The organism is Dactylosporangium vinaceum (assembly GCF_019904175.1).
GTDB lineage: Bacteria > Actinomycetota > Actinomycetes > Mycobacteriales > Micromonosporaceae > Dactylosporangium > Dactylosporangium vinaceum.
On record NZ_CP061913.1, the window covers coordinates 5,744,133 to 5,771,001 of the forward strand.

The 26,869-nt window shown below is 74.4% G+C and carries 28 protein-coding genes and 1 pseudogene; 17 read left to right on the forward strand and 12 right to left on the reverse strand.

Annotated elements, in window-relative coordinates:
• On the reverse strand, positions 1 to 660 hold the full coding sequence (locus Dvina_RS25745) for an AzlC family ABC transporter permease (protein ID WP_223105015.1): 660 nt from the start codon (positions 658 to 660) through the stop codon (positions 1 to 3).
• A 24-nt stretch (positions 661 to 684) separates the two neighbouring features.
• Between Dvina_RS25745 and Dvina_RS25750 the strand changes: the two genes are divergently transcribed.
• Positions 685 to 1,233 (forward strand): CGNR zinc finger domain-containing protein, encoded by a 549-nt coding sequence (locus Dvina_RS25750; protein WP_223105016.1) that lies wholly within the window; start codon positions 685 to 687, stop codon positions 1,231 to 1,233.
• Between the two features lie 10 nt (positions 1,234 to 1,243).
• Here Dvina_RS25750 and Dvina_RS25755 read toward each other — a convergent pair whose 3' ends face one another.
• The 5 genes from Dvina_RS25755 to Dvina_RS25775 all read right to left on the reverse strand — a co-directional run bounded on the left by Dvina_RS25755 (position 1,244) and on the right by Dvina_RS25775 (position 4,919).
• The gene (locus Dvina_RS25755; RefSeq protein WP_223105017.1) at positions 1,244 to 1,684 is read right to left on the reverse strand and encodes a S26 family signal peptidase; all 441 of its coding nucleotides are present in this window, start codon (positions 1,682 to 1,684) and stop codon (positions 1,244 to 1,246) included.
• The gene (locus tag Dvina_RS25760; protein ID WP_223105018.1) at positions 1,681 to 3,522 is read right to left on the reverse strand and encodes an ABC transporter ATP-binding protein; all 1,842 of its coding nucleotides are present in this window, start codon (positions 3,520 to 3,522) and stop codon (positions 1,681 to 1,683) included. Before Dvina_RS25760 ends, Dvina_RS25755 begins: the two co-directional genes overlap by 4 nt.
• A 91-nt stretch (positions 3,523 to 3,613) precedes the next feature.
• Positions 3,614 to 4,123, reverse strand: coding sequence for a hypothetical protein (locus Dvina_RS25765; RefSeq protein ID WP_223105019.1), 510 nt, complete (start codon positions 4,121 to 4,123; stop codon positions 3,614 to 3,616).
• Positions 4,124 to 4,191: 68 nt separating this feature from the next.
• Positions 4,192 to 4,341 (reverse strand): hypothetical protein, encoded by a 150-nt coding sequence (locus tag Dvina_RS25770; protein WP_223105020.1) that lies wholly within the window; start codon positions 4,339 to 4,341, stop codon positions 4,192 to 4,194.
• Complete coding sequence (locus Dvina_RS25775) at positions 4,338 to 4,919, reverse strand: MauE/DoxX family redox-associated membrane protein (RefSeq protein ID WP_223105021.1); 582 nt, start codon at positions 4,917 to 4,919, stop codon at positions 4,338 to 4,340. The genes Dvina_RS25770 and Dvina_RS25775 overlap by 4 nt, the downstream gene beginning before the upstream one ends.
• Before the next feature lie 155 nt (positions 4,920 to 5,074).
• Between Dvina_RS25775 and Dvina_RS25780 the strand changes: the two genes are divergently transcribed.
• Both Dvina_RS25780 and Dvina_RS25785 read left to right on the forward strand, forming a co-directional pair.
• Positions 5,075 to 5,503 carry a universal stress protein gene (locus tag Dvina_RS25780; protein WP_246656450.1) on the forward strand — a complete coding sequence of 143 codons (429 nt, stop codon included), beginning with the start codon at positions 5,075 to 5,077 and terminating at the stop codon, positions 5,501 to 5,503.
• Between the two features lie 99 nt (positions 5,504 to 5,602).
• Positions 5,603 to 6,637, forward strand: coding sequence for a hypothetical protein (locus Dvina_RS25785; RefSeq protein ID WP_223105023.1), 1,035 nt, complete (start codon positions 5,603 to 5,605; stop codon positions 6,635 to 6,637).
• 358 nt (positions 6,638 to 6,995) lie between these two features.
• On the opposite strand, the gene def is transcribed toward Dvina_RS25785, so the two are convergent.
• Both def and Dvina_RS25795 read right to left on the reverse strand, forming a co-directional pair.
• Positions 6,996 to 7,517 (reverse strand): peptide deformylase, encoded by a 522-nt coding sequence (def, locus tag Dvina_RS25790; protein ID WP_223105024.1) that lies wholly within the window; start codon positions 7,515 to 7,517, stop codon positions 6,996 to 6,998.
• 87 nt (positions 7,518 to 7,604) lie between these two features.
• Positions 7,605 to 8,510, reverse strand: coding sequence for an NADP-dependent oxidoreductase (locus Dvina_RS25795; RefSeq protein WP_223105025.1), 906 nt, complete (start codon positions 8,508 to 8,510; stop codon positions 7,605 to 7,607).
• A gap of 103 nt (positions 8,511 to 8,613) precedes the next feature.
• On the opposite strand from Dvina_RS25795, the gene Dvina_RS25800 reads away from it, so the two are divergent.
• From Dvina_RS25800 to Dvina_RS25810, 3 genes are all read left to right on the forward strand, one after another.
• Entirely contained in the window at positions 8,614 to 9,495 is an 882-nt protein-coding gene (locus tag Dvina_RS25800) for a helix-turn-helix transcriptional regulator (RefSeq protein WP_246656451.1), read from the forward strand.
• 121 nt (positions 9,496 to 9,616) lie between these two features.
• The gene (locus tag Dvina_RS25805; protein WP_223105026.1) at positions 9,617 to 10,387 is read left to right on the forward strand and encodes an ATP-binding protein; all 771 of its coding nucleotides are present in this window, start codon (positions 9,617 to 9,619) and stop codon (positions 10,385 to 10,387) included.
• 49 nt (positions 10,388 to 10,436) lie between these two features.
• Complete coding sequence (locus tag Dvina_RS25810) at positions 10,437 to 11,051, forward strand: hypothetical protein (protein ID WP_223105027.1); 615 nt, start codon at positions 10,437 to 10,439, stop codon at positions 11,049 to 11,051.
• Here Dvina_RS25810 and Dvina_RS25815 read toward each other — a convergent pair.
• Complete coding sequence (locus Dvina_RS25815) at positions 11,048 to 11,659, reverse strand: TetR/AcrR family transcriptional regulator (protein ID WP_223105028.1); 612 nt, start codon at positions 11,657 to 11,659, stop codon at positions 11,048 to 11,050. The genes Dvina_RS25810 and Dvina_RS25815 overlap by 4 nt on opposite strands.
• A gap of 99 nt (positions 11,660 to 11,758) precedes the next feature.
• Here Dvina_RS25815 and wrbA point away from each other — a divergent pair, with 99 nt between their 5' ends.
• From wrbA to Dvina_RS25835, 4 genes are all read left to right on the forward strand, one after another.
• Positions 11,759 to 12,370 (forward strand): NAD(P)H:quinone oxidoreductase, encoded by a 612-nt coding sequence (wrbA, locus tag Dvina_RS25820; protein ID WP_223105029.1) that lies wholly within the window; start codon positions 11,759 to 11,761, stop codon positions 12,368 to 12,370.
• Positions 12,371 to 12,574: 204 nt separating this feature from the next.
• The gene (locus Dvina_RS25825; protein WP_223106271.1) at positions 12,575 to 12,724 is read left to right on the forward strand and encodes a hypothetical protein; all 150 of its coding nucleotides are present in this window, start codon (positions 12,575 to 12,577) and stop codon (positions 12,722 to 12,724) included.
• A complete protein-coding gene (locus Dvina_RS25830) occupies positions 12,705 to 13,274 on the forward strand; it encodes an AAA family ATPase (protein WP_223105030.1) in 570 nt (189 codons plus the stop codon). The genes Dvina_RS25825 and Dvina_RS25830 overlap by 20 nt, the downstream gene beginning before the upstream one ends.
• A 114-nt stretch (positions 13,275 to 13,388) precedes the next feature.
• Positions 13,389 to 14,354, forward strand: a complete 966-nt coding sequence (locus Dvina_RS25835; protein ID WP_246656452.1) for an SDR family NAD(P)-dependent oxidoreductase — start codon at positions 13,389 to 13,391, stop codon at positions 14,352 to 14,354.
• On the opposite strand, the pseudogene Dvina_RS54465 reads toward Dvina_RS25835, so the two are convergent.
• Positions 14,305 to 14,892: pseudogene (locus Dvina_RS54465) on the reverse strand (TetR/AcrR family transcriptional regulator); the annotation flags it as partial. The gene Dvina_RS25835 and the pseudogene Dvina_RS54465 overlap by 50 nt on opposite strands.
• A gap of 85 nt (positions 14,893 to 14,977) precedes the next feature.
• Between Dvina_RS54465 and Dvina_RS25840 the strand changes: the two are divergent.
• From Dvina_RS25840 to Dvina_RS25865, 6 genes are all read left to right on the forward strand, one after another.
• The gene (locus Dvina_RS25840; RefSeq protein WP_223105032.1) at positions 14,978 to 15,814 is read left to right on the forward strand and encodes an alpha/beta fold hydrolase; all 837 of its coding nucleotides are present in this window, start codon (positions 14,978 to 14,980) and stop codon (positions 15,812 to 15,814) included.
• A 35-nt stretch (positions 15,815 to 15,849) separates the two neighbouring features.
• A complete protein-coding gene (locus Dvina_RS25845; protein WP_223105033.1) occupies positions 15,850 to 19,953 on the forward strand; it encodes a SpoIIE family protein phosphatase in 4,104 nt (1,367 codons plus the stop codon).
• On the forward strand, positions 19,950 to 20,294 hold the full coding sequence (locus Dvina_RS25850; protein ID WP_223105034.1) for an STAS domain-containing protein: 345 nt from the start codon (positions 19,950 to 19,952) through the stop codon (positions 20,292 to 20,294). Before Dvina_RS25845 ends, Dvina_RS25850 begins: the two co-directional genes overlap by 4 nt.
• Positions 20,291 to 21,517, forward strand: a complete 1,227-nt coding sequence (locus Dvina_RS25855) for a PP2C family protein-serine/threonine phosphatase (protein WP_223105035.1) — start codon at positions 20,291 to 20,293, stop codon at positions 21,515 to 21,517. Before Dvina_RS25850 ends, Dvina_RS25855 begins: the two co-directional genes overlap by 4 nt.
• A 54-nt stretch (positions 21,518 to 21,571) precedes the next feature.
• A complete protein-coding gene (locus Dvina_RS25860) occupies positions 21,572 to 22,816 on the forward strand; it encodes an SGNH/GDSL hydrolase family protein (RefSeq protein ID WP_223105036.1) in 1,245 nt (414 codons plus the stop codon).
• 65 nt (positions 22,817 to 22,881) lie between these two features.
• Positions 22,882 to 23,919: a YihY/virulence factor BrkB family protein gene (locus Dvina_RS25865; RefSeq protein WP_223105037.1), complete on the forward strand. Its 1,038-nt coding sequence runs from the start codon at positions 22,882 to 22,884 to the stop codon at positions 23,917 to 23,919.
• A gap of 43 nt (positions 23,920 to 23,962) precedes the next feature.
• On the opposite strand, the gene Dvina_RS25870 is transcribed toward Dvina_RS25865, so the two are convergent.
• Positions 23,963 to 25,435: an aminotransferase class I/II-fold pyridoxal phosphate-dependent enzyme gene (locus tag Dvina_RS25870; RefSeq protein WP_246656453.1), complete on the reverse strand. Its 1,473-nt coding sequence runs from the start codon at positions 25,433 to 25,435 to the stop codon at positions 23,963 to 23,965.
• Between the two features lie 42 nt (positions 25,436 to 25,477).
• Here Dvina_RS25870 and Dvina_RS25875 point away from each other — a divergent pair, with 42 nt between their 5' ends.
• Positions 25,478 to 26,653: a M20 metallopeptidase family protein gene (locus Dvina_RS25875; RefSeq protein WP_223105038.1), complete on the forward strand. Its 1,176-nt coding sequence runs from the start codon at positions 25,478 to 25,480 to the stop codon at positions 26,651 to 26,653.
• On the opposite strand, the gene Dvina_RS25880 is transcribed toward Dvina_RS25875, so the two are convergent.
• Complete coding sequence (locus tag Dvina_RS25880; protein ID WP_223105039.1) at positions 26,650 to 26,820, reverse strand: hypothetical protein; 171 nt, start codon at positions 26,818 to 26,820, stop codon at positions 26,650 to 26,652. The two genes, Dvina_RS25875 and Dvina_RS25880, sit on opposite strands and share 4 nt — an antisense overlap.
• Between the last annotated feature and the right edge of the window lie 49 nt (positions 26,821 to 26,869).

The following is a 26,869-nucleotide window of genomic DNA, read 5'->3' on the forward strand; positions in this document are numbered from 1 at the left end:
TCACGGCGTGCGCTTCCGCAGGCTCAGGGTGGCCGCGGCGGCGGCCAGGGTCAGGGCGACGCCGGGCGGCAGGAACCGGCAGGTGGTGGCGATGACCGCGGCGAGCAGGCCGGCCGGGGCGAGGCGCGGGTGCGCGCGGAGGGCGTCGTAGAGCAGCAGGCCGAAGAAGCCCGGGAAGATGATGTCGAGGCCGAGGTCGCGCAGGGCCGTGCCACCGGGGACGAGCAGGGCGCCCAGGGCGGTGCCCAGGATCCAGGCCGGCCACTGCGCGAGCGTGGCCCCGAACATGAGCTGCCGGTCGAGGCCGCCGCCGGGCCGCTGGGCCGCGACCCAGGAGCCGTCGACGACGGCCTGGCCCTGCACGGCGCGGCGCAGCGGGCCGCCGGGCAGGAACGGGGCGGTGGCCGCGGCCATCGGCACGAACCGCAGGTTCATCAGCGCGGCGCTGGCCAGGGCCGGGCCGAGGCCGCCGCCGGCAAGGGCCGTCACGAGGGCGAACTGGGCCGACCCGGAGAACACGACGGCGGACATCGCGATGGCCAGCCAGGCCGGCCAGCCGTGCGTCACCGCGAACGCTCCGAACCCGACCGCGAGCAGGAACGACCCCGCCGCCAGGCCGACGCCGACGCGGAGACCCTGGGACCAGCCTGTCTTCTTCACATGGTCTAACGTACATTAGGCCATGTGAATTCGTACGAGTGGCGGTTCGTCGGCGGGCATCTCGCGCTGGACCTGGCCAACACCGTGTCGTGGCGGCTCGACCCGGCCCGGACCGTCGACCGGCTCGGCTCGGCCGACCTGCTCGCCGGCTGGTTCCGGGCCGCGACCGGGTTGACCGCCGACGCCGACGCCGGCGTGCTGCGGCGCGTCCAAGCGCTGCGGGCGGCGGCGACCCGGCTTGTCGACGCCCACCTCGACGGCGCGGCCGACCGGGGGAGCGCGCGGGTGGTGTTCGACGCCTGGCGGGCCGCCCTGGACCGGGCCGTGCCGGGCGACCGGCTCCCGCTGGCCGAGACGGCGTCCGGCGCGATCGAGGACCACCTCGCCCTGGCCGTCGCCGAACTGCTGCGCCGGCCGGACCCGGCGGCGCTGCGCCGCTGCGACGGCGACGGCTGCGGGTGGCTGTTCCTGGACACCACCCGCAACCACAGCCGCCGCTGGTGCGACTCCGCGGACTGCGGCAACCGGGCCCGGGTCCGCGCCTACACCAGCCGCCGGCGGCAGCGCGCCTGAGCGATGCTCGTCACCGGGTGAGCAGGACCACCGCGCGCAGGCGGGTCACCGGGATCGGGCCCTCCTGCCGCGAGTCGTAGCTCTCGGCGGGGTTGTCCCCGGTCACCACCAGGTGGCCCGCCGGCACCGTGGCGTGCCCGGCCAGCGCCGGATAATGCGCCAGTTCCGCCGGTACCGCCTCACCCGCCGCCGCCACCAGCCGCTTGACGAACCACAGGCGCCCCGGGTCGCCCGCCCGCACCGCCCCGGGCTCGGCCGGCGGCGCCAACAGCACGAGCCGCCCGGTCGCCGCCTGGCGCGTCCGGCGGGCCAGGACCTGGGCGCCGTCGGCAAGCGTCGGCAGCATGCTCGGCCCGTCGACGCGGACCAGCACGAGGCGGCGCCGGGCCCACACCAGCCCGCCGAGCACCAGGAGCGCGGCGAGCGCGGCGGCGATCCGCACGGGGCTCACGCGCCCGCCGGCTGGTAGCCGGACGCCTGGAGGGCGAACAGCGTCGCGTACTCGCCGCCGACGGCCAGCAGCGTCTCGTGGTCGCCGCGCTCGTGGACCGCGCCGTCGGCCAGGACCACGATGTCGTCGGCCTCGCGGATCGCGTTGAGGCGATGGGAGATCAGGACGCTGGTGAGGCCCGCGCGCTCGGCCCGCAGCCGGGCATGCACCTCGTGCTCGGCCGCGGCGTCGAGGCCGGCGCTCGGCTCGTCCAGGATGACCAGGTCGCGGGCGTCGCGCAGGAACGCGCGGGCGATGGCGATGCGCTGGCGCTGGCCACCGGACGGGTTGACGCCGGTGTCCATGCCGGTGGCCTGGGCATCGGGGGCGTTGAAGCGCCGGCCGAGCATGGTGTCGTAGCCGTGCGGCAGCGCCGCGAGGAGCTCGTGCATGCCGGCCCGGCCGGCCGCCGCGTGGATGCGCGGGCGGTCGTCGAGGGCGGGCAGGTCACCGACGCCGATGTTCTCGGCCGCGCTCAGCTCGTAGTTGACGTAGTCCTGGAAGACGGCGCTGATCCGGGCCCGCAGCTCGGCCGGGTCCAGCTCGCGCAGGTCGATGCCGTCCCAGAGGATCGCGCCGCGGGTCGGGTCGTAGAACCGGCACAGGAGCTTGACAAGCGTCGACTTGCCGCAGCCGTTGCGCCCGACCAGGGCCGTGGCCCGCCCGGCGGGGATCGTCAGGTCGAGGCCCCGCAGGACCCACGGATGGTTCGGCCCGTAGCGGAACCAGACGTCACGCAGCTCGATGCCGGTCCGCAGCGGCGGGGCCGGCCGGGTGACGGCCGGGACCGGCAGGTCGGGCGGGTCGGCCAGGACGGCGCGGTAGCTGTCGAACAGCAGCAGCGCCTGGATCGCCTTGGCCGCCTGGGCCGCCGCGCCGGCGAGGGCGGTCTGCACGCCGAGGACGGCGGCGAGGAACATCGCGATGTCGCCGACGCTGTGCGCCCCGGCCCGGGACTGGGCGGTGACCACCAGCAGCGCGGCCCCGGCGACGATCGCGGCGGCGGTGGCCAGGCCGGACTGCACGAGCATCGCGCGGCGGTCGGTGGCGTGCTCGGCCGCCTGGGCACTGCGCCGCTCCCGGAGCATCCGCTCGCGCAGGAACCCGCCGAGGCGGAACAGCCGGACCTCCTTGGCCGCCTGCTCGGTGGCGAGCATGTCGCGGTAGAACAGTTCGCGGCGCTTGGCCGGGCTGATGTCCCACTCGGTCCAGGCCCGCTGCCGGCCCAGGATCAGCTCGGCGGCGAGCACCGGCAGGCCGGACAGCAGCACGGCGGCGGCGACGACGGGGCTGACCGTCCACAGTGACGCGACGAGCCCGCCGACGGTGAGCGCGGCCGCGAACACCCCGAACGCGCTGTCGATGACCTGGCCGGGGCCGCGCCCGCCGGACTCGTCGGCGAGCATGAGGCGGTCGAGGTAGTCCGGGTCCTCGAACCGGGCCACCCCGACCACGGTGTCCACCGCCCGGAACAGCCGGTCCTTGGCCAGCAGCGCGACCGCCCGCTCCACGTCGGCGCGCACGTAGGCCAGGACCGCCGGGCCGAGCCCGATGAGCACGCCGACCCCGGCCAGCGCACCGACCGCGCCCGTCCAGCCCGGGCCGGTGGCGCCCCGGGCGAGCCCGTCGACGACGGCCCGGGTGAGCAGCGCGGCGGCGACCGGCAGGGCCGCGCTGAGCAGCGTGCCGAGGGCCAGGACGGCGGTCCGGCCGGGCGCCGCCCGCACCGCGAGGGCCACGGCGGCGCGCAGGTGCCCGGCGATCCGCGCCGGGGCCAAGCCCAGCCGTTGCTCGGTCATGCCGCCGCCTCCGCAAGCTCCGGCGTCGGCCTGACCGTCGGGCTGTGCGGGTGATTCGCGGCCACTGCGCTTCGCTCCGTACCGCTCATGCTCAAACCAGCGCGGGCTGCTGGTAGTCGTGGCTGGCGATGGTCTGGCCGGGCCCGACGGTGCAGAAGGAGGGCGTGGCGTGCACGTGGAAGGCGCGCGCGACCGGGCCGCGGCGCTTCTCAATGACCGTGCGCACGCCGGGGCCGAACGCCTGGGCCATGAGGTCGGCCTCCTCGGCCTCGCGGATCACGGCGAGGGTGCGGGTCCGGTCGCCGATCGCGGCGGCGGTGGCGCTGAACCCGGCCACGTGCGACTGGCAGAGCTCGCAGTCGGGGTCGAAGAAGCCGATGACGGTGCCGGGCGTGAGCTCGTCGCGGGTCAGGATCTCGCCGGTCGTGGTCGCGGCGGTGAACTCCTCGATCCGCTCGCCGACCTCGGCCATGGTGGGCGCGCCCCGCTCGATGGTGGCCAGCCGGCTCTCGGCCCCGACCACCCGGCGCAGGAGGGCGAAGGTCAGGACCAGGTTCAGGACGACGACGATCGTCAGCACGACGGTGAGCGCGATGAGCACGGGGACTCCTCGGTTCGGGCCGGGCCCGGCGGTGCAGACCGCCGGGCCCGGGGAGGGGGTGTGAGCGCCTAGCAGCAGGGGCGGCGGCCGTCGGCGGTCCGCGCGCTCAGGATGCCGGCGGTGCCGCAGCCGAAGCCGCACGTGCCCCGCACCGGGGTCGCCTTCGCGTCAGCCGTCGGCACGACCAGCTTCAGCAGGCTGTGGGTCAGCTTCTTCATGTCGATCTCCTCCAGGTGGGTGGTGCGCTCCTCTGCCGGACGGCAGAAGTCTTCGGTGGGAGCAGGAACTGCCGCACGTCGTCGAGCACCGTCACAAGCGCGCCGCCGAGCACACCGGCCAGGCCGGCCAGCAGTGCGGCGCCGAGCGCCGGCGTCTCCTCCGCGAGCGCGGTGGTCAGGGCCCCGGCGACGGCGATCGCGATAAGCGCGAGGTTGCGCCCGATGTGGAACGTCCCGAGCGGCGCGGCGCTGTGCCCGAAGCACTGGCAGGTGGTGCTGATCCCGCGCCGCACGACGATCCCGATGGCCACCGCCAGCCCCGCGAGGAGCCCGGCCGCCAGCGTGAGTCCGCCGACGCCGGTTGCCCTGGTGGGTACCGCCACCAGCCCGACGATCGCCAGCTCGCACAGGACGACCAGCCCGGCGACCGGCCGGACCAGCCGCTCCGGCAGGATTCCCATGCGCCGCGTCGAGCGCCGGAACGCCCCGAACGCCCCGGTGCTGCGGACCTTGGTGAAGGCCGAGACCGCGAACACCGTGCCGATGAGCACCCGGCCGAACAGCCCGACGTACAGCACCCGACCTCCCCGTTGCAGAGCCGTGAGCCGATCGTGCCGCCGCGCCGCTGGCATTTTGTTAACGGTTCGTTGGTGCGCTGGTGGCACGCGCCGATACACCGGTCGACGCCGCGCGATATATCACGTACTTATATTCAAGCGTTATGCTTCACGGCGTGAGAGCCACCATCCTGGTCGGCGTCGACGGCACGACGTCCTCCCTGCGCGCGGCCGCCTACGCCGTGGGGCTGGCCCGCCGCCAGCAGTGCCGGCTCGTCGCGGTGTACGTGCGCGCCCGGCCGGCGGGCATGCTGTCGCTCGTGGACACCGGCGGCGCCGCGACCACGAACGTCATCGACGCCCACGACGCGGTCGAACTGCAGCTGCGGACCGCTGTCGAGCAGCAGCTCACCGACCTGTCCCTCGACGCCCGGCTCGTCGTGCGCACCGGCGAGCCGTTCACCGAGCTCGCCACCGTCGCCGACCAGGTGCAGGCGGACTCGGTGATCGTGGGCCGCTCGGCCAGTGCCTGGCACCGCTTCGCCGGCTCCGTCGCCGTCCGCCTGGTCCGCTGCGGCCGCTGGCCGGTCACGGTGGTGCCGTAGGGCCGGCCGGTCACCGTCGCGCGTGCGGGTTGCGCGGCCCTGACTTTCCGGGACCTTCGGCCCTACGGCGGGGTGCCCGAGATCTTGATGCTGAATGGCATGAAGACACTGCTCCTGCGCGGGGGTGCCGTCGCCGTCGCCGCGGCGGCGCTGCTCGCACTGCCGACTCCCGCCGCCGCGCACGAGAAGTGGTTCGTGCCCGACCCGGGCTCCTACCCGACCGACTGGGCCTTCATCCTGCGCCCGGTGACCGCGTCGCTGCTGGTGGCCGTCCTGCTGGCCACGGCGCTCTGGCGCTGGGTGGCGGTGCGCTTCCTGCCCGCACCGGAGCTGGGCTTCCTGCGCTTCGTGGGGCGTGTGGTGCCGTACGTGCCGCGCCTGCTCGCCATCCACCTCGGCGTCTCACTGGTGGCCGCGGCCGTGACCGGCCACTTCCTGACCCACGACCTCGAGGTCGACGAGCTGACCGGCGGCTCGGCCCTGCTGCTGCTCGAAGGCGCGCTCGGCGTGTGGTTCATCACCGGCATCCGCCTGCGCCCGGCCGCGATCCTGCTCGCCCTGACCGGCCCGCTCGCCCTGCTGCTGACCGGCCCGGTCGGGCTGCTCTCCGCGATGGACCTGCTGGGCGTGGCCGTCTTCCTGTCCTTCGTCCCTCCCTCCGACGCCACCTTCGGCCGCGTCGAGCCGGACCCGGCAACCCTGCGCAAGGCCCTCCTCGCGCTGCGCCTCGGCGCCGGCGGGGCCCTGCTCACCCTGGCCTTCGCCGAGAAGCTGGCCAACCCGGCCCTGGCCCGCGAGACCGTCCACATGTTCCCGCGCCTGGACGTGTTCGCGCTTGTCGGCATCCACGTCCCGGTCGACACCTACATCGCCGTGGCCGGCGCCACCGAACTGCTCTTCGGCCTGCTTGTCATCTCCGGCGCCCTGCCCCAGGCCGCCGTCCTGGTCGCGGGCATCCCGTTCAACACGACGCTCTTGCTCTTCGGCGGCACCGAGATGCTGGGCCACCTCCCGGTGTACGGCGTCTTCCTGACCCTCCTGGCCTACGGCTCCAACCCGTCCACCGCCCGGCTGGTCCGCTGGCTCCCCGCCCTGCGCGGGCGCGCCCAGGCCCCGGTCCCCGCCACCGCGTAGCCCGCAGCCGCGGACGCCGGCGTCCGCCCGCCGGCACCGGCTCCGCGCTGCCCTCGCGGCGCAGACCGGTGCAGGCGGGTCCGGACGTGGGCGGCTCACCGTGGACGACCGCCTGACGGGTCGCCGGGCCGCCCCGGCCGTCGCCACCGCAGCGGGCCGGTCCGGCTCCTGGCTGTGGTGGGCGACGGCTGACAACGAGACGATGACCTGGCACCTGCTGGGCCCGGCCGGTGATGGCCGCGGCCCAAGTGCCCGTTACACCGGACTCGTTGTGCCGTTGGTGCGCCCCCGCTGCACCACCGGCCGGACTAGCCTGCCAGAGGCGTGTTAAAAATTTGTTGTACCGCGTTTGCCCAGCTCAGGCCCGCAGCCCGGCCTCTCGCAGCAGCTCCTCGCGCTGCTGCAGCGGGAGCCGGTCGACGTACAGCACCCCGTTGAGGTGGTCGGTCTCGTGCTGCAGGCAGCGGGCGAAGTACCCGGTGCCGGTGACCGTGATCGGGGCGCCGTGGCGGTCCTGCCCAGTCACCGTGGCGATCGACGCCCGGGGCAGCGCGGCCCGCGGGCCCGGCACCGACAGGCAGCCCTCGTCGCCCTCATCGGGCGGGGCGAGCGCGGAGGCGACCGCGAGGACCGGGTTGACGATGTGGCCGACCTGCCGCACGTCGTCGGCGTCCGGGCAGTCGTACACGAACACCTGGAGGTCGACACCGATCTGGTTGGCCGCCAGGCCGACGCCGCGCGCCTCGTACATGGAGGCGAACATGTCGTCGATGAGCGCACCGAGCGCGTCGCCGAACTCGGTGACGTCGGCGCAGCGGCGGTGCAGGACGGGATCGCCGTAGCAGACGATCGGCCGGGCGGTGCCCTCGGTGGTCGGCATTGATCAAGTCTACCCGGCGCGGGTGTCCGATCCCGCGGGGTCCACTGTGGACGCCGGTGGCCCGGCACCGCCCGGCCGGCCGCCGCGTCAGACCTCGAGCACCAGCTTGCCGCGGGTGTGCCCGGTCGCGCTCTGCTCCTGCGCGGCCGCCGCCTCGGCCAGTGGGTACACCCGGGCCACCTCGACCCGCAGGTCGCCGGCCGCGGCCCGCCGGGCGACCTCGGCCAGGGCGGCGGCACCGGTGCCGTCCCCGGCGGAGAAGGTGATGCCGAGCTCGCGGGCGGCCGGGTCGGCGATCGTGACGATCCTCGCCCCGGTACCGCCCCGCAGCGCGACCGAGTCCGCCAGCACACCCGCACCGGCCGCGTCGAACACCGCGTCGACCCCCTGCGGCGCGAGCGCTCGCACCCGCTCGACAAGGCCCTCGCCGTACGCCACCGGCAAGGCCCCGAGCGAGCGCAGGTAGCCGTGGTTGCCCGGCGACGCGGTGCCGATGACCACGGCACCCAGCGCGGCCGCGAGCTGGACCGCGATGCCGCCGACCGCGCCCGCCGCGCCGTGGATGAGCAGGGTCTCGCCGTCCTTGACGCCGAGCGCGCCGAGGACCCGCAGCGCCGTCTCGCCGGACACCGGCAGCGCGGCCGCCGTCGCCCAGTCCAGGCCGGCCGGCTTGCGGACCGCCGCGGTGGCCAGGGCGTACCGCGCGTAGGAGCCCGTGTCCGTGAGCGCCAGCACCTCGTCGCCGATCGCGAGGTCCGTGACGCCCGGGCCGAGCGCGTCGACGACCCCGGCCGCCTCGATGCCCGGGATCTTCGGGAACGCGGTCGGGTACACCTGCTCCAGCCAGCCGTTGCGGATCTTCCAGTCGAGCTGGTTGAGGCCGGCCGCCCGGACCCGCAGCCGGACCTGCCCCGGGCCGGGCTGCGGCACCTCGCAGGAGGCGAGCCGCAGCACCGCGGGCCCGCCGAACTGTTCGAACACGATGGCTTCCATGGCGTGAAGCCTGCGCCCGGCCGCGCGGGTGGTGAAGCGGACCGGCCTGGCTAGGACTCGCGGTCCTTGGCTGCGCGGCGGTGGTGTCACGATGATGGGTGGCATGGACCGTCAGGGGTTGGCCGAGTTCATCCGGCGGCGCCGGCAGGCCGTGGGGCCGCGGGAGGTCGGGCTGCCGGCCGGGCCCCGCCGCCGCACGCCGGGGCTGCGCCGCGAGGAGGTGGCGCTGCTGGCCGGGATGTCGGCCGACTACCTGATGCGCCTGGAGCAGGCCCGCAGCACCCAGCCGTCCACCCAGCTGCTGCAGGCCCTGGCCCGCGGGCTGCGCCTCGACGACGACCAGCGCGACCACCTGTACCTGCTGGCCGGGCACCGCCCGCCCGCCGGCCGGCTCGCGGGGGCGCGCGTCAGCCCGGCACTGCTCACGCTGCTCGGCCAGCTGACCGCGAGCCCGGCGCAGGTCGTCAGCGACCTCGGCGACCTGCTGGCCCAGAACGCGCTCGCCGAGACGCTGTTCGGTGCCGTCTGCTCGCCGGCGCCGCACGACCACGAGCTCGACCACAACATCGTGTGGCGGTGGTTCCACGATCCGCGGCTGCGCGCGGCGTTCCCCGACGACGAGCACGGGTACCTGAGCCGGCTGCACGTGGCCGACCTGCGGGCCGCGGTGACCCGGCGCGGCGCCGACACGGTGGCGGCCGCACTCGTCCGGCGGCTGTGCGCGGGCAGCGCCGAGTTCGCCGGGCTCTGGGCCCGCCACGAGGTCGCGGTCCGCCGGCGCAGCCGCCTGCGGGTCCGCCACCCGGTGGCCGGGCTGCTCGAGTTCGACGCCGAGACGCTGCTGACGCCGTCGGAGGATCAGCGGCTGGTGCTCTTCACACCGCTGCCCGGCGGGGGCGGCCGGCCGCACCTCGCGGGTGCGCCCCACGCGCCCGGCCGTCAGCTCCCGGACGGCGGGTCCACGGCCCGATTGTCGCCCGGGTGAGCAGCGGTGTCGATCCCCCGGAAGCTGTCCGCGAAACGCGTGCCGGATCTACCCGTTGGAGGGACGATCATTCGCTCACCGGACGGATTCGCGGCTCCGCGATTCGTTTTATGGTTCGGCCATGATGACCGTAAAGGTTCAGCACCACCTCGACGAGGAGATCATCGGGATCTCGGTCGGCGGGGTGCTTTCCATGGAGTCCAAGCACCGCCTGCGGTCGTCCATCGGCAAGTCCCTCGTCGCGTGCCCGCGCGCCGTGATCGTCGACCTGACCGACTTCGACGATCCGACAGGCACGGCGGCGCCGCTGTTCCAGGCCGCGCAGCGGCGTTCGTTCCGCGATCACGGGGTGTCCCTGATGTACGTGGTGCCGGCCCGCGGGCAGCTGCGGGCCCGGCTGGCCAACCCGTTCTGGCACCGGGCGCTGCGGCTGTACCGCACCCGCGCGGACGCGTACGCCTCCGCGCGGCGCGGCCCGCCCGCCCCGGACCGGTTCGTGCTCGCGCTGGAGCCCGACGACTTCGCGCCGAGCCGGGCCCGGCTGCTCGTGCACGACGCGTGCCGGCTTTGGGACGTCCCGGAGGTGGCCACCGCCGCCTGCCGCATCGTGTTCGAGCTCGTCCACAACGCCGTGCGCCACGCCGGGACCGGCATGCACCTCACGGTGAGCCGGCGCGGCAACTACCTGCACATCGGGGTCCGCGACGGCGACTCGCGGCCGCCGGTGAAGCTGCCGCCGAGGGGCCCGGCCGCCGCGCCCGGCGACGGCCTGCGCATCGTGGACCGGGACGCGACGGCGTGGGGCTGCCTGCGCAACGCCGGCGGCAAGATCGCGTGGGCCGCCATCTGGCTGCCGCCGGGGAAGCCTCCGAAGGATGAAACACGGCACTGACGAGCGGCTATATGTTCCCAAACCCGCCGTGGCGGGTACCAATGGTCCTATGCACGGCGAGCTGGAAACGCTCGGGCGCCACGCGCGCCCGCTGCACGGCATCCTCGGCTGGTGGGCCGTGACGAGCTTCGGTCTGCTCAGCGTCCTGGTGGCCGTGATCGCCGTGAGCTGGCCGACGTCGGTGCGGGCGGTCGGTGCGGCCGGGCTCGGGGCCTGGCTGCTGTTCACCGCCTGCGGCCGGGTCGGCGGCGGGCAGGTGCTGCGGGCCCGCTACGGCGGCCCGATCGTGCTGCAGGCCGGCCCCGGCGTCCTCGCCCTCACCGGTGTGGTGCTGCTGCGGCTGCCGCAGTTCGACCCGTCGGTCAGCATCGCCATCGGGGGCCTGGCGTTCGGGATCGCCGCCGCCGGTGACGCCGCGTCCGCCCAGCCGTACCCGAGCCTGCCCCGGCAGTGCCTTCGGGTGCGGGCGGCGGCCGGGGTCGTGGCCGCGATCGCGCTCGCCGCGACCCCCGTCATCGGGCTGATCATCGCCGCGGCCGTCGTCGGGATCGGCGAGCTCGTGCTCGCGGTGCGGCTGCTGCCGGAGGTCGAGCGGCTCGCGCAGATGGTCGAGCGGGAGGGCGGTACCCCCGAGGTGCTCTTCGCGGCCGAGGAGGAGCGCTAGGGCCGATCGAGCAGCCCGGCGACGAACCTGTCGAGGCCGGCGCGGATCTGCTCCAGGCTCAGGCCGAGCGTCCGGCGCTGGTGGTCGAGCAGGCTCGGCTGCATCAGTGCGAGCAGGGCGCTGGCGGCGTAGCGCGGGTCGAGGTCGCGGTGCGCGGCGGCAAGCAGGTTCGCCAGGTGCAGGTGGTAGGCGCTGTAGGGCCCGCCCGCGTAGCCGTGCGGCGTCTTGACCGAGGCGAGCAGGCGCAGGTCCCACTGCTCCTCCTGCAGGTCGAGCAGCGCGTGGACGAAGGCGCGGACGCGGTCCTCCGGGCCGGCGCCGGGGCCCAGCGGTGCCGGCCCGGCCAGGAACGCCTCCTGGAACCGGACCTCGGCCTCCTCCAGGAGCGTGTACGCGAGGCCGCTGACGTCCCCGAAGCGGCGATAGGCGGTGCCGACGCCGACTCCGGCCGCCCGGGCCACCTCGTCGAGCGCCAGGCCGGCGACGCCCTTCGCCGCGACGATGCGCTGGGCCGCGTCGACCAGGCGCTGCCGGTTGCGGGCGGCGTCGGCCCGCTCGGCCGGGGGCTGGTCGAGCAGGGGGAGGGGCGCGGGCTTGCGGCGGCTCACGTGACGATCGTCCCATGCCTTGTAACCGGAACGGTTTCCACTTACGCTGGCCGAGTAAGTGGAATCAATTCCGGTTAGCTGAGGGAAACGAGGCGTGCCATGGGCGCGAAAGTCGCCGTCATCTACTACTCGGCCACGGGCAACGTGCACGCCCTCGCCGAGGCGATCGCGGAGGGTGCGGCCGCGACCGGCGCCGAGGTGCGGCTGCGGCGGGTGCCGGAGCTGGCGCCCGACACCGCGATCGACGCCAACCCGGCCTGGCGGGCCCACGTCGAGGCCACCCCGCACGTCGAGGTGGCCACGCTCGACGACCTCGTCTGGGCCGACGCCTACGCCCTCGGGTCGCCGACCCGCTACGGCAACGTCGCCGCGCAGCTCAAGCAGTTCATCGACACCAGCGGCGGGATCTGGTCGGCCGGGCACCTGCAGGACAAGGCGGCGACCGCGTTCACCAGCGCCGGCAACGTCCACGGCGGCAACGAGTCCACGCTGCTCGCCCTGTACAACACCTTCTATCACTGGGGCGCGTTCATCGTCCCGCCCGGCTACACGGACCCGGCGATCCACGCCGCGTACGGCAACCCGTACGGCACCGCCCACCCCGGCGCCGAGGGTGCGCCGTCCGCGGCCACCCTGGCGGCGGCGCGGTACCAGGGCCGCCGGCTCGCCGCGGTCGCGGCCCGCCTGCGCGACAGCGCGCTTGTGGCATAGTCGCCGGAACCGGGTACCATCTACTACGAAGGGGAGTAGTCCTCCGCCGGTCGTCGTCAGTTCGGAGCCCTCGCGGCTCCCGGTGACCGGGCCCTCGCCGGAGGGTGGGCCAGACCTTCGACCCAGCAGGTGACATACGACGTCGCCGCTGTCGGGTCGGAGGCGCGCCTGCTCCGAGCCCGCCGGTGGCGGGAAGGACCTCCGATGAGGATGACCCTCGCCGATCACATCCGCCGGTTCCTGCGCGGCCCGCAAGGTCAGCAGCTGATCTCGCGAGCCCGCCGCGAGCTGGCCAAGCCGCAGAACCGCCGCCGCATCATGCAGGTCGTGGCCCGTGTCCGCCGTCGCCGTTGAGCGCCCGGTCGCCCGGCGCGACCTGGCCGCCGAGCTTCGCTACGACCGCGACGTCGTCCTGGTCGTCGCCGGCATCCCCGGTGCCGGCAAGACGACACTGCTGCGGCGGCTGTTCCCGGACGGCGGCGACGGCGTGCGGGTGCTCGACTCCGACCACACCCGCACGTGGTGGCGGCGCTACCTGGGCCGGCTGCCGTACCGCTCCTGGCGGCCCGTGGTGCACCTCACCCACTACGCGCGCCTGGTCCGGGCCATGCGCACCCCGGGGCCGATCGTGGTGCACGAGTGCGCCACCCGGCCCTGGGCCCGGCGGCTGATCTTCCGCGCCGCCCGCCGCCCCGTCCACCTGCTGCTGCTCGACGTCAGCCCGGCCGAGGCCCTCGCCGGGCAGGTGGCCCGCAACCGCCGGGTCCGCCCGTCGGCGTTCGCCACCCACTGCCGCAACTGGCAGCAGGTCGTCCGCCGGCCCCATCCGCAGGCCGCGACCGTCACCGTCATGGACCGCGCGCAGGCCGCGCGCCTGGAGGCCATCCGGTTCGGCGGATGCTAGCCGGGCACCCGCGCGTCCGGGCGGGCGAAACAGTTCCACATCCCGATGGGATACCCCGCGGCGGAGGGGTACTCGACAGGTGTGGGGGATGAAGATCGTCAAAGGGTCGTGGTCGTGACCGGCGCGTCGAGCGGCATCGGCCGGGCGTCGGCGCTCGCCTTCGCCGCGACCGGGTGCCGGCTGGTGCTGGCCGCCCGGTCCCGGGAGGACCTGGAGCTCGTCGCCGACGCCTGCCGGGCCCGCGGCGCGCCGGTGCGGGTCGTGCCCGCCGACCTGGCCCGCCCGGAGAGCCTCGGCGCGGTCGCGGACACGGCGGTGGCCGCGTTCGGCGGCATCGACGTGTGGGTCGACACCGCCGCGGTGATGGCCTACGGGCGGTTCGAGGACGTCCCGGCCGACGTCTTCGAGCAGGTGGTGCGCACGGACCTGCTCGGCCCGGCCGCTGTCGCCCGGGTCGCGCTGCACCGTTTCCGGGCCCAGGGCCACGGCGTGCTGATCTTCGGCGGGTCGCTGCTGGGCACGATCGCCACGCCGTACATGAGCGGCTACGTGACGAGCAAGTGGGGCCTGCGCGGGCTCGTGCGGGTGCTGCGGCAGGAGACCCGCGACGCGCCGGACATCCACGTCTGCCTGGTCGCCCCGGGCGCCGTCGACACGCCCATCTACCGCAACGCGGCCAACTTCGCCGGGCGGATCGGGCGCCCGCCGCCGCCCGTCGCGTCGCCGTCGACGGTGGCCCGGGCGATCGTCGAGTGCGCCGGGCATCCGCGCGCCACGGTGAACGTCGGCTGGACCAACCGGTTCATCCGGTTCGGCTTCGTCGCGCTGCCCGGCGTCTACGACGCGCTCGTCGGCCCGCTGATGCGCCTGGGCGGGCTGTCGCGCGAGACCGTCGCACCGCACCGCGGCAACGTCTTCGAGCCGCTGCCGCCGGCGCTGCCCGGGGGCGGCGGCGCTACGGGGCGAGATGGTCCAGGATCAGGCCCACAGCGAAGTCGAAGCGTGCTTCGCCGCTACCTGCCGTCAGCTCGGCGGCGTGCCGTCGGGTCTGCGGAAACGCATCGTCCGGCAGCGCCGTGAGCCGGGCCATCAGCTCGTCGCGGCTCAGCACCCACTCGTCGGCGCTGCCCGCCCGGCGCTGCACGACCATGGAGCGCTCCAGGGCGTAGGCGGCGACGTACAGCGACAGCGCGTCCATGGCCCAGGCCGCCGTCTGCGGCGCGATGCCCCCGGCGAGCAGGATGGCCAGCATGCCCTCGCCGACCCGCAGCGTGTCGCGGTTGCCCGGGGCCATGGCCAGGGCGGCCCGGGAGATGCCGGGGTAGCGCAGGTACTGGTCGCGGATCCGGGCGCACACACCGTGGATCTGCGCGCGCCACGCCGCCGGGTCCGGCTCGGGCAGGTCGAGCTCGGCGAACAGCCGGCCGATGATCAGGGCGTCGATGTCGGCCTTGTTGACGACGTGGGCGTAGAGCGACGCCGGGCCGGTCTCCAGCACGGCCGCGATCCGCCGGATCGTGAGCGCGTCGTAGCCCTCGGCCGCGACGACCTGGAGTGCGGCGTCGACGATCCGCTCGACGGTGATCGGCGCCTTGCGCACCTTGGCCCTGGGGGACATGGCCTGACCCTATCGTGGCACGAACTAAGTTCCACGGCGGTACCCGGCGATGTGTGAGCCCGCACCACCCGGGAATAGGCAGCTCATGACCGAGATCACCGCGCACCACGGGCTCCTGCGGGACACGAAGCTGCACGTCGACGACCATGGCGGCACCGGACGGCCGGTCGTGCTCCTGCACGGCTGGCCGCTGTCCGGGGAGTCGTGGAAGGCGCAGCTCCCCGCGCTGCGCCAGGCGGGTCACCGGGCGATCACCTACGACCGGCGCGGGTTCGGGCGCAGCGACAAGCCGCTCACCGGCTACGGGTACGACACCCTCGCCGAGGACCTGCACACCGTGCTGCGGGAGCTCGACGTGCGCGACGCCACGCTCGTCGGGTTCTCGATGGGCGGCGGCGAGGTCGCGCGGTATCTGGCCAACTACGGGCCGGACCGGGTCCGCAGCGTCGTGTTCGCCGCCGCGGTGACGCCGTACATGATGCACACCCCCGACAACCCCGACGGGCCCCTCGCCCCGGCCGCGGCGGCGAAGATGGCGGCCGGGCTCACCGCCGACCGGGACCGGTTCTTCGACGGCTTCATCACGGAGTTCTTCTCGGTGGGCGGGCAGCTGAAGGTCACCGAGCAGCAGCGCCAGGAGGCGCTCGCCCTGACCCGGCAGGCGGGGAAGATCCCGGCGCTGGAGTGCCTGACCGCCTTCGGCAACACGGACTTCCGTGACGATCTGGCCAAAATCACGGTGCCGGCATTGGTACTGCACGGCGACGGGGACGCCACCGTGCCGTTCGACGGGTCCGGGCGGCGCACCCACGCGGCGCTGCCGGGCAGCCGGCTCGTCGTCCTGCCCGGCGCCCCGCACGGCTGCAACGTGAGCCATCCGGACGCGTTCAACCACGCCCTGCTGGACTTTCTGGCCGACTGAGCCGGATCGCGGACCGGCCGGTACCCTCAACATCCGTGGCCACGGAACCTGTACCCGACCTCTTCGACGCGTTCGCCGCGGATGCCGAGGTGGGCCGGGATCTGGCCGCGGTCGACTGGGCCGCGACACCGCTCGGCGAGCCCGCCGGGTGGCCGCAGAGCCTGCGCACCGCGGTGAGCATCCTGCTCGCGTCGCGGTTTCCGATGTGGATGGCCTGGGGCCCGGAGCTGACGTTCTTCTGCAACGCCGCATATCGCCGGGACACGCTGGGCCGCAAGTATCCGTGGGCCCTCGGCCGGCCGGCCAGCACGGTGTGGGCCGAGATCTGGGACGACATCGGCCCGCGGATCGACACCGTGCTCACCACCGGCACGGCCACCTGGGACGAGGCGCTGCTGCTGTTCCTGGAGCGCTCCGGCTACCGCGAGGAGACCTACCACACGTTCTCCTACAGCCCGCTTCGCGACGACGACGGCACGCTGACCGGGATGCTGTGCGTGGTCAGCGAGGAGACCGACCGGGTCATCGGCGAGCGGCGGATGGCGACCCTGCGCGACCTGGGCTCCGACCCGAGCGTGGTGCGCACCGAGCAGGAGATGCTGGGCTTCGTCGCCGAGCAGCTCGGGCACAACCCGCGCGACCTGCCGTTCACGCTCACCTACCTGTTCGACGGCGAGGGCGACGCCCGCCTCGCCGCCGCGACCGGCCTGCCGGACGGGCACCCGGCGGCCCCGGCCCACCTGCTGGCCGGTGACCCGGCGGCCGTGTGGCCGGTGGCCGGGGCGTGGCCGACGCCGGTGCTGGTGGACCTCGACGGGCCCGCGTTCACGGGGCTGCCGCACGGCGGCTGGCCCGACCCGCCGGTCCGGGCGCTGCTGCTGCCCCTGCTGCAGCAGGGCGGCGCACCCTACGGGCTGCTCGTGGCCGGGCTGAACCGCTACCGGCTCTCCGACGCCGGCTACCGCGGGTTCCTGGAGCTCACCGCCGGGCACGTCGCGACCGGCATCGGCAGCGCCCGCAGCTACCAGGCCCAGCAGCGGCGGGCCGAGGAGCTGGCCGAGCTCGACCGGGCCAAGACGACCTTCTTCTCCAACATCAGCCACGAGTTCCGCACCCCGCTGAGCCTCATCATGGGCCCGGTGCAGGAGCTGCGCGAGCGCCTCCCGGCCGGCGACCCGGGCCTGCACGACGAGGTCGACGTCATCCACCGCAACGCGCTGCGGCTGGGCAAGCTCGTCAACACGCTGCTGGACTTCTCCCGCATCGAGGCCGGCCGGATGCAGGCCAGCTACGAGCCGGTCGACCTGCCGCTGTTCACCGCCGAGCTGGCAAGCGTCTTCCGGGCCGCGGTGGAGCGGGCCGGGCTTGCGCTGGAGGTCGACTGCCCGCCGCTGGACCGGCCCGTGTACATCGACCGGGGCATGTGGGAGAAGATCGTCCTCAATCTGCTCAGCAACGCGCTCAAGTTCACGTTCGAGGGACGGATCCGGGTGGCCGTCGCGGCGCAGGAGCAGCACGCGGTCGTCACCGTGGCCGACAGCGGGATCGGGGTGCCCCCGGAGGAGATGCCCCGGCTGTTCGAGCGCTTCCACCGCATCGCCACCGCGCGGGCCCGGTCCAACGAGGGCAGCGGGATCGGCCTGGCGCTGGTGCAGGAGCTCGTCCACCTGCACGGCGGCACCATCGCCGCCGAGAGCCGGCCCGGCACCGGCACCACGTTCACCATCCGGCTGCCGTTCGGCGCCGCTCACCTGCCGGCCGACCAGCTCGCCGCGGCCACCGGCAGCGACACGGCGACCGAGACCGCCGAGCCGTTCGTGCGCGAGGCCCTGCGCTGGCTGCCCGGCGCCGACCAGGACCCCCCGGCGGGCGCCATGGTGCCGGCCGGCGCCGCGGACGGGCCGCGAGCCCGGGTCCTGATCGCCGACGACAACGCCGACATGCGCGACTACCTGCGCCGCCTGCTCACCGGCGGCTACGAGGTGACGACCGTCGCCGACGGCGCGGCCGCGCTCGCCGCCGCCCGCACCCACCCGCCGGAGCTCATCGTCAGCGACGTGATGATGCCCGGCCTCGACGGGCTCGGGCTTGTCGCGGCGCTGCGGTCCGACCCGCGCACGGCGGGAGTGCCGGTCATGCTGCTCTCGGCCCGGGCCGGGCAGGAGGCGGCCGTCGAAGGGCTCTCGGCCGGCGCCGACGACTACCTCGTGAAGCCGTTCGCGGCCCAGGAGCTGCTGGCCCGGGTCCGGGCCAACGTCGACCTGGCCCGCCTGCGCAACCATCACGCCCGCTGGCGTACCGCGCTCATCGACTCGCTGCAGGAGGGCTTCTTCGTCGCCGACGCCGAGGGCACGATCGTCGAGATCAACTCGGCGTTCACCGACATCCTCGGCTACCGGGCCGACGAGCTGCCGTTCCCGCGGCCGCACCCGTGGTGGCCCGACCCCGCGACCGACCCGGCCGCCGACGAGCAGGTCGTCCGGCAGGCCGAGCAGGTGCTCTCCGGGCAGCACGGCACGATGGTGGTGCCGCTGCAGCACCGCAACGGCCACCGGCTGTGGGCCGCCGTCTCCATCAACTCGGTGCAGGACGACACGGGCTCCCGGATGCTCGTGGGCACGCTGCGCGACATCACGACCGAGCGGTCCGCGGCCCAGCGCGACACCGCCCTCAACGCCATGAACCAGCGGCTCGCCGACGCGCGGACCGTGCCCGAGGTCCTGCAGGCCGCGGTCGGCCAGCTGCGCCGCCAGTGGCACGCGACAGGGGTCGCCGCCCGGGCCGCCTCCGTGTCCGCCGCCGACGCCGCGATCGGCGCCGAGGCCCCCGCCGCGCTCGACGGCCTCCTCGACCTCGGCCAGTCGCGGATCCTGATCGAGATGGGGCCCGGCGGCCGGCCCGTCGGCGCCGGCACGACGCTCGACTCGCCGCTCGGCCCGGTGGCGCTGCGGCTGGTCCTCGACCCGGCCCGCGGGTTCGGCACCGAGGACCAGACCCTCCTGCTGCTGCTGTGCGGCAGCATCGCCCAGGCCCTGCACCGGGCCTACGCCTTCGACCGGGAGCGCGAGGTCGCGGTCGCGCTGCAGCGCTCGATCCTCGGCCCGGCCACGCTGCCCGAGGGCTTCGCCGTGCGCTACCAGCCGGCCACCCGGCCCCTGGAGGTCGGCGGCGACTGGTACGACGCGGTCGACCTCCCCGACGGCCGGATCGGCATCATGGTCGGCGACTGCGTCGGCCGGGGTCTGTCGGCGGCGACCATCATGGGCCAGCTGCGCAGCGCCGCCCGCGCCCTGCTGCTGCAGGCGACCGGCCCGGCCCAGGTCCTCTCGGCCCTCGACCGGTTCGCCGGGCTGCTGCCGGGCGCGTCGTGCACCACGGCCTTCTGCGCCATCCTCGACCCCGCCGACGGCGGGCTGGTCTACGCGAGCGCCGGGCACCCACCGGCCATCCTGGCCCTGCCGGACGGTGAGCGGATGCTGCTGACCGGGGGCCGCGGCCTGCCGATCGGGGTGCCGCGGGGCGGGGACCGGGCCGAGACGTCGACGGTGATCTCGCCGCGCGGCGTCCTGCTTGTCTACACCGACGGCCTGGTCGAGCGCCGCCGGCGGCCCATCACCGTGGGCATCGACGACGCCGCCGACACCGTGCAGTCCCACCAGATGCTGCCGGTCGAGCAGCTGGCCGACCGGATCATGGAGCAGATGGTCGGCGCGGACGGCGCCAGTGACGACGTGGCGCTGCTGCTGTACCGCCACCCGGCGCCCCTGGACCTGTCCTTCGACGCCCGCAGCAGCGAGCTGGCCCCGACCCGGGCCGCGCTGCGGGGCTGGCTGCACCGGGCCGGCGTCGGCTCCCAGCTCGCCCAGCAGGTGCTCGTCGCGGCGGGCGAGGCGTGCGCCAACGCCATCGAGCACGGGCACCGCAACGGCGCCGGCTGGGTCCGGCTGCTGGCCCGGGCGATGGGGCCGGACCTGCACCTGACCGTCGTCGACAACGGCGAGTGGCGCCCCGCGCGCGACCAGCCGGACCCGAACCGGGGCCACGGCCTGAAGCTCATGCGTGCCCTCATGCAAAACGTCGACCTGCGCACCGGCGCCACCGGGACCACCGTCGAGATGTTCACGAGGATCACATCATGACCACTCCGCTGCAGATCACGACGGGCCACACCGCCGACGGCGGCGCGCAGCTGCGGGCCGTCGGCGAGATCGACCTCACCAACGCGGAGCAGTTCGCCGACCGGCTCCGGGCCGCGCTGTCGCCCGGCGTCCGGCTGCAGGTCGACCTGACCCGGGTGGACTACCTCGACAGCGCGGCCCTGGCCACCCTGTTCGCGCACGCCGAGCAGCTGGACATCCGCATCAGCCCGCTCAACGAGGCGCTGCTCGTCTTCAGCGGCCTCGACCAGCTCGCCACCGTCGAGGTCGTGGCGAGCGGCGGTGACGCGGACGGGAGCGGGGACGGGCGCGGGCGCCTATGACCGCTCCCGACACCGGCACCACCAGCGGTGACCAGCTGCGGCGCATCCAGCAGATCACCGACACCGCGCTGTCCCGCCTCGGTGTCGAGGACCTCCTCGCCGAGCTGCTCGTGCGCGCCCGCGAGCTGCTGCAGGCCGACACCGCGACGGTCATGCTGCTCGACCCGACAGGCACCGAGCTCGTCGCCACCGCCGCCAGCGGCCTCGAACGCGAGGTCCACCAGGGCGTGCGGGTCCCCGTCGGCCGCGGCTTCGCCGGCTCCGTCGCCGCCCGGGCCGAGCCGGTGGCGATCGACCGGATCGACGAGACCACCGTCGTCAGCCCGGTCCTGATCCACGAGCGCATCGCCGCGATGCTCGGCGTGCCGATGATCAGCGGCGGCCGGCTCATCGGCGTCCTCTACGTCGGCGCCCGCTCGCAGCGCCGCTTCACCCCGGCCGACGTGGAGCTGCTGCAGCTCGCCGCCGACCGGATCGCCCCGGCCACCCAGGCCCGCCTGCAGGGTCTCGACCGGGCCACCGCCTACGCCCTGCAGCGCAGCCTCCTGCCGACCCGCCCCCCGGACATCGCCGGCCTGGAGCTGGCCGTCCGCTACGTCCCGGGCGCCGACGTGGGCGTCGGCGGTGACTGGTACGACGTGTTCGAGTTGCCCACCGGGAGCATCGGCGTCGCGGTCGGTGACATCGCCGGCAACGGCCTGCGAGCCGCCGTGGTCATGGGGCGCATCCGCTCGGCCCTGCGCGCGTATGCCCTCGAGACCGACGACCCCGCCGACGTCCTGACCCGGCTCGACAGCAAGATCCACCGGTTTGAGCCGGGCGCGATGGCCACCGCGATCTACGCCGTGATCGACCCCGGCCTGGAGACCGTCGCGCTGTCGGCCGCGGGCCACCCGCCGCCGGTGTTCGCCGCGCCCGGCGCCCCGGCCGAGCTGCTCCCGATCCGCCCCAACCTGCCGCTCGGCACCGACATGTCCCTGCCCCGGCACGACACCACTGTCGCCCTGCCGCCGGGCGGCACCCTGCTGTTCTACACCGACGGGCTGGTCGAGCGGCGGGCCCATTCGATCAATCGGGGCCTGGACCGGCTGGTCGCCGCGGTCGGCCCGGCCAACCCCGACGAGCTGTGCACGAGGGTGATGGCGGCCATGCTCCAGGACGGCGCGGCCGGTGACGACATCGCCCTGCTCGCGGTGCGCCGCACCGCCGACGGCCCCCGTTGACGGCATGTTCTGTCAATGGTTGACAAATCGCCGGGGGTCGTCTTTGCTTTCGACATGCGTCGATGGCTGCTCGCGGGTGCCGCGATCCTGACCGGCCTGTTCGCCGTCCCGGAGCCGGCCGCGGCCGCGACGCCGGTGCGCATCCTGGCGCTCGGTGCGTCGATCACGTGGGGGACCGCCTCCACCGACGGCAACGGCTACCGCGAGCAGCTGCGCCGCCACCTCGCCGACGACGCCGGGATCGCCGTGGACTTCGTCGGCTCGCAGCAGTCCGGCACCGGCGCGGACCGGGACAACGAGGGCCACCCCGGCTACCGCATCGACCAGGTCGCGGCCGGGGCCGACGCCTGGATCGCGGCCGCGAAGCCCGATGTGGTGCTGCTGAACGCCGGCACCAACGACATGATCCAGAACTACGACCTGGTCGACGCGCCGGCCCGGCTGAGCGCCCTGATCGACCAGATCCTGCGCGGCGCCCCGGCCGCGACGGTCATGGTGTCCACGCTCGTGCCCAACCGCGACAGCGCCGTCGACGCCCGGGTCACCGCGTTCAACGCCAAGCTGCCCGGGATCGTGCAGGCCAAGGCGGCGGCCGGGCGGCGGGTGAGGCTCGTCGACCTCCACGCCGGCCTGACCCTGGCCGACATCGGCTCCGACGGCATCCACCCGACCGACGACGGGTACTCGAAGCTGGCCGACACCTGGTACTCCGCGCTGCAGCCGGTGCTCGGCGCCGGCCGCCCGTGGCCGCTGTTCCGGACCGATCTCGGCGCGGCGGTCCAGCAGCTGACCTGGACCGACACGGTGGCCGGATCGCTCAATGTCGGCGGCTACTGCTGCGGCCTGACCGCGATGGAGTCCGGCCGCCGCGCCGAACTCGCCCACGGCGGCACCTACGCGCTGATGTACTCGGGCAACGATCTGAGCGCGGCCGGCTCGTACTCGTACAACCGCCTCTACGACGTGCACCTGGCCGTCACCACGGGCACGACCCTCACGTACTGGATCCGCCCGCAGCAGGCGAACGGCGCCTACGTGGCGATCGACCTCCTGCTCACCGACGGGCGCAGCCTGCGCGACTCCGGGGCCGTCGACCAGTTCGGCGTGCGTGCCCACCCGCGCTACCAGGGCCAGGGCGGCCACGTGCTTGTCGACCAATGGAACCGGATCACGGTCGACCTCGGCCCGCTCGCGGGCGGCACTGTCGACGAGATCCGCATCGGCTACGACCAGCCCGGGAGCACGGGCCTGTTCCGCGGCTACGTCGACGACATCGACATCACTCGGCCGGCGGTATGACGATTGGCGGTCCTCACTGTGGGAACAGGGGCTGTTGCAGCACCTGAGCAGTGAGGAGTATCGCCATGGCCGAAGAGCGAGCGCCACGGGAAGTGGGGCGGACGGCTGCCGACGAGCCGGAGAGCCCGCCGAACAAGCCGACCGCGGAGCAGGGGCCGGACGAGCTCAGTGCGCTGCCGAAGCAGTCGTACTGGCAGGTGCTCAAGCGCACCGTCAAGGAGTTCAGCGACGACAACATCACGGTGTGGGCCGCCGCGCTCACCTACTACGGGGTGCTCTCGATCTTCCCCGGGATCCTGCTGCTCGTCACCGTGCTGCGGCTGTTCGGGCAGGACACCGTGCAGCGCGTGATCGACAACATCGGTGACGTCGCGCCCGGGTCGACGGGGGCGATTCTCGGCGACGCCGCCCGCAACCTGCAGGACGGGCAGCAGTCGACGGCGGGGCTCCTGGCCGTCGTCAGCATCCTGGGGGCGCTGTGGTCGGCGTCCGGGTACATCGGCGCGTTCATGCAGGCGTCGAACGCCATCTACGACGTGCCCGAGGGGCGCCCGGTGTGGAAGACGCTGCCGATCCGCATCGGCGTCACGATCATCACCGGCGTCCTGCTGACGGTGGCGGCGCTGCTGGTGGTGTTCACCGGCCCGGTGGCCGAGACCGCGGGCCGCTGGATCGGCGCCGGGGGTGCGGCCGTCACGGCGTGGAACATCGCCAAGTGGCCGGTGCTCGTCGCGCTCGTCGTGCTGCTCTTCGCGATCCTGTACTGGGCCTCGCCCAACGCCAAGCACGGCGGCTTCCGCTGGGTCAGCCCGGGCAGCATCCTGGCCGTCGTGATCTGGCTGATCGCGAGCGCCGGCTTCGGCTTCTACGTGGCCAACTTCGGCTCGTACAACAAGACCTACGGCAGCCTGGCCGCGATCATCATCTTCCTGATCTGGCTCTGGATCTCCAACATCGCCATCCTCCTGGGCGCCGAGTTCGACGCCGAGCTCCAGCGCAGCCGGGCCATCCAGGCCGGCCACAGCGAGACCGACGAGCCCTACGTCGACCTGCGCGACACCCGCAAGCTCAAGAACCTGAAGAAGCAGCCCCGCTCGGCCTGACCGCCCGCCCGGCCGGCCCGCAGCGCGGGCCGGCCGGGCGGTGTCACGCGACGACGCGGAAGGTGTCGAGCGTCGCGTCGGTGGCGTCCGGGACGACCATGCCGGCGGCGAGGCCGGAGCGCAGGTAGTCGACGATCTCGGCGCTGATGCGCTCGCCCGGGATCAGGGCGGGGATGCCGGGCGGGTAGGGGGTCAGCTGCTCGGCACAGACGCGTCCGGCCACCGCTGCCGCCGGGACCTGCTCGGCGGCGCCGAAGAAGGCGTCGCGCGGCAGGATCACCGGCTCCGGCTCGAACTGCTGCGGCGACGGCAGGTCGACCGGCTTCGGCCGGGGCAGGCCCGGTGCGGCCGCCACCAGCCGGGTCATGGCGTCGACCAGGCGGTCGGCGGTGGACTCGTCGTCGGCCATCGACATGGTCGCCTCGACGCGGCGGTGGTCGGACAGGCCGACGTCGATCAGGCAGTGCTCGCGCAGCCAGTCGGCCGCCTGGTAGCCGCTGATGCCGAGCTCCTGCAGGTCCATGACCACGTGCATCGGGTCGAGCTCGCGGCTGGCCTCCTTCACCACCAGCTCGTCGTGCAGGACGCGCAGGCCGCCGATCGCGCCGAGGCGCTGCCGGACGTCCGCGGTCAGGGCGAGCGCGTCGGCGAGCAGCCGCTGCCCGTGCTCGACCATCTGGCGGCGCCATCCGTCGATCCCGGCGTACAGGATGACGTTCGGGCTCGTAGTCATGAGCAGATCGGCGCAGGCCGACAGGTGGCGCGGGTCGACCAGGTCACCCTGCGTGTGGAAGACCGAGCCCTGTTCGAACCCGGCGCCCATCTTGTGCACGCTGACCACGCAGACGTCGGCTCCGGCGTCCATCGCCCACGTCGGCAGGTCGTCGTGGAAGGGCAGGTGGGCGCCCCACGCCTCGTCGACGATCAGCGGCTTGCCCCGCCTGTGGCAGATCTCGGCGAGCGCCTCCAGGTCGGCGCAGGTGCCGTACGGCGTCGGGCTCACGACGAGCGCCCCGCTCGCGTCCGGGTGCCGGTCCCAGGCGGCCTCCAGCGCCTCCGGGGACGGCGGGTGGGCCAGGTGCAGCTCCTCGTCGTAGCGCACCGCAATCCACCGCGGCTCGATCCCGGCGAAGATCAGCCCGGCCACGATCGACTTGTGGGCGTCGCGGCTGAGCAGCAGCTGGCCCTGGCCGCCGGCGACGGCCAGCATGGCCGCCTTCACCGACAGGGAGCTGCCCGCGGTGGCGAAGAACGCCGTCTGCGCCCCGACGGCGTCGGCCATCAGCTTCTCGGCCGTCGAGAGGTACCCGTTCGACGACGAACGGTCGTCCAGCCCGGCGGAGGCCAGGACGTCGGCGCGGTACGTGTCCGCGCCCAGGACGGCCCGGGCGCGCGGATCGGCCCCGCGGCCCAGCCGGTGCCCGGGCGGCGTATAGCCGTATCGCCCCAGCCGGTGGTATTCCTCGAGCGCGTCGAGGAGCGGAGCCTGGCTCTGGTTCATTCGGTACTGTCGCACGAGACTGCTCTACCACCCTTCGGGCGACCGGAAACGATCCTCATGCGACTTGGTGAACAGCTCATCGACCTGCGCCGGCGGCTGCACCGGGAGCCGGAGATCGGCCTGGACCTGCCCCGCACCCAGGCCCGCGTCCTCGAGGCGCTGGCCGGGCTCCCTCTGGAGGTGAGCACCGGCCGGGGGCTGTCGTCGGTGACGGCGGTGCTGCGCGGGGCCCGCCCGGGCCCGGTGGTGCTGCTGCGCGGCGACATGGACGCGCTGCCGGTCACCGAGCTGGCCGACGTGCCGTACGCGTCGCAGGTCCCCGGGGTCATGCACGCCTGCGGCCACGACCTGCACACCGCCGGGCTTGTCGGCGCCGCGCATCTGCTCGCCGGGCGCCGCGAGGATCTCGCCGGCGACGTGGTCTTCATGTTCCAGCCGGGGGAGGAGGGGTACGACGGCGCGGGTCTGATGATCGAGGAGGGGGTGCTCACCGCCGCCGGTCGCCCCGCCGACTTCGCCTACGGGCTGCACGTCCTCGCGACCGACTTCCCCCGCGGCGTGTTCGCGGCCCGGCCCGGCCCGCTGATGTCGGCCTCGGCCGGGCTGTTCGTGCGGGTCGTCGGGGCCGGCGGGCACGGCTCCGCGCCGCATGACGCGGCCGACCCGATCCCGGCCGCCTGCGCGATGGTGACCGCGCTGCAGACGATGGTCGGGCGCCGCTACAGCCCGTTCGAGCCGGTCGTGGTCACCGTCGGCGCGTTCCACGCCGGCACGCTGCGCAACATCATCCCCGACGAGGCGGTCTTCGAGGCCACGGTCCGCACGTTCAGCGCCGCGGCCGGCGAGCAGATCGCCCGGGAGTCGGTCCGCCTCTGCGAGGGCATCGCCGCGGCGCACGGGCTGCGGGCCGAGGTGCGGTTCGTCCCGGAGTACCCCGTGACGGTCAACGACCCCGCGCAGGCCGCGTTCGTCGCCGCCACGGCCCGGGACTGCTTCGGGCCCGAACGGTTCCGGGAGATGGCACATCCGGACCCCGGCTCCGAGGACTTCTCGCGAGTCCTCCAGCGCGTGCCCGGTGCGTACTGTTTCCTGGGCGCGGCCGTCGCCGACGATCACCGGGGACTGCCGAACAACCACTCACCCCGGGCCGAGTTCGACGACAGCGTGCTCGTCGACGGCGCCACGCTGCTGGCCGAGCTGGCAGCGCGGCGCCTCGCGCCGGCGGCGTCCTAGACCTCGTCGGGGTCGCCGCCGGAGCGCTCCACGTCGGCCCGCTGATCGGCCTGGCCGACCGGCGTGCCGTCCTCGGCGTCGCGGGCCGTGCGCTCCTCGCCGGCCAGGTCGTCGCTCAGCGCAACCGGCACGACGGGCGGCACCGGCTGCCCCTGTGGTGTCGTCATGGTGTACCTCCAGGCTCGGGAATCGACTCCCGTGATACCCGGCCCGCGG

Coding starts and splice junctions, on each gene's coding strand:
- Dvina_RS25760 (WP_223105018.1), bottom strand. CDS start 3,522: ATGACCGAGCAACGGCTGGGCTTGGCCCCGGCGCGGATCGCCGGGCAC.
- Dvina_RS25770 (WP_223105020.1), bottom strand. CDS start 4,341: ATGAAGAAGCTGACCCACAGCCTGCTGAAGCTGGTCGTGCCGACGGCT.
- Dvina_RS25785 (WP_223105023.1), top strand. CDS start 5,603: ATGAAGACACTGCTCCTGCGCGGGGGTGCCGTCGCCGTCGCCGCGGCG.
- def (WP_223105024.1), bottom strand. CDS start 7,517: ATGCCGACCACCGAGGGCACCGCCCGGCCGATCGTCTGCTACGGCGAT.
- Dvina_RS25795 (WP_223105025.1), bottom strand. CDS start 8,510: ATGGAAGCCATCGTGTTCGAACAGTTCGGCGGGCCCGCGGTGCTGCGG.
- Dvina_RS25800 (WP_246656451.1), top strand. CDS start 8,614: ATGGACCGTCAGGGGTTGGCCGAGTTCATCCGGCGGCGCCGGCAGGCC.
- Dvina_RS25805 (WP_223105026.1), top strand. CDS start 9,617: ATGATGACCGTAAAGGTTCAGCACCACCTCGACGAGGAGATCATCGGG.
- Dvina_RS25810 (WP_223105027.1), top strand. CDS start 10,437: ATGCACGGCGAGCTGGAAACGCTCGGGCGCCACGCGCGCCCGCTGCAC.
- wrbA (WP_223105029.1), top strand. CDS start 11,759: ATGGGCGCGAAAGTCGCCGTCATCTACTACTCGGCCACGGGCAACGTG.
- Dvina_RS25825 (WP_223106271.1), top strand. CDS start 12,575: ATGAGGATGACCCTCGCCGATCACATCCGCCGGTTCCTGCGCGGCCCG.
- Dvina_RS25840 (WP_223105032.1), top strand. CDS start 14,978: ATGACCGAGATCACCGCGCACCACGGGCTCCTGCGGGACACGAAGCTG.
- Dvina_RS25850 (WP_223105034.1), top strand. CDS start 19,950: ATGACCACTCCGCTGCAGATCACGACGGGCCACACCGCCGACGGCGGC.
- Dvina_RS25855 (WP_223105035.1), top strand. CDS start 20,291: ATGACCGCTCCCGACACCGGCACCACCAGCGGTGACCAGCTGCGGCGC.
- Dvina_RS25860 (WP_223105036.1), top strand. CDS start 21,572: ATGCGTCGATGGCTGCTCGCGGGTGCCGCGATCCTGACCGGCCTGTTC.
- Dvina_RS25865 (WP_223105037.1), top strand. CDS start 22,882: ATGGCCGAAGAGCGAGCGCCACGGGAAGTGGGGCGGACGGCTGCCGAC.
- Dvina_RS25875 (WP_223105038.1), top strand. CDS start 25,478: ATGCGACTTGGTGAACAGCTCATCGACCTGCGCCGGCGGCTGCACCGG.
- Dvina_RS25880 (WP_223105039.1), bottom strand. CDS start 26,820: ATGACGACACCACAGGGGCAGCCGGTGCCGCCCGTCGTGCCGGTTGCG.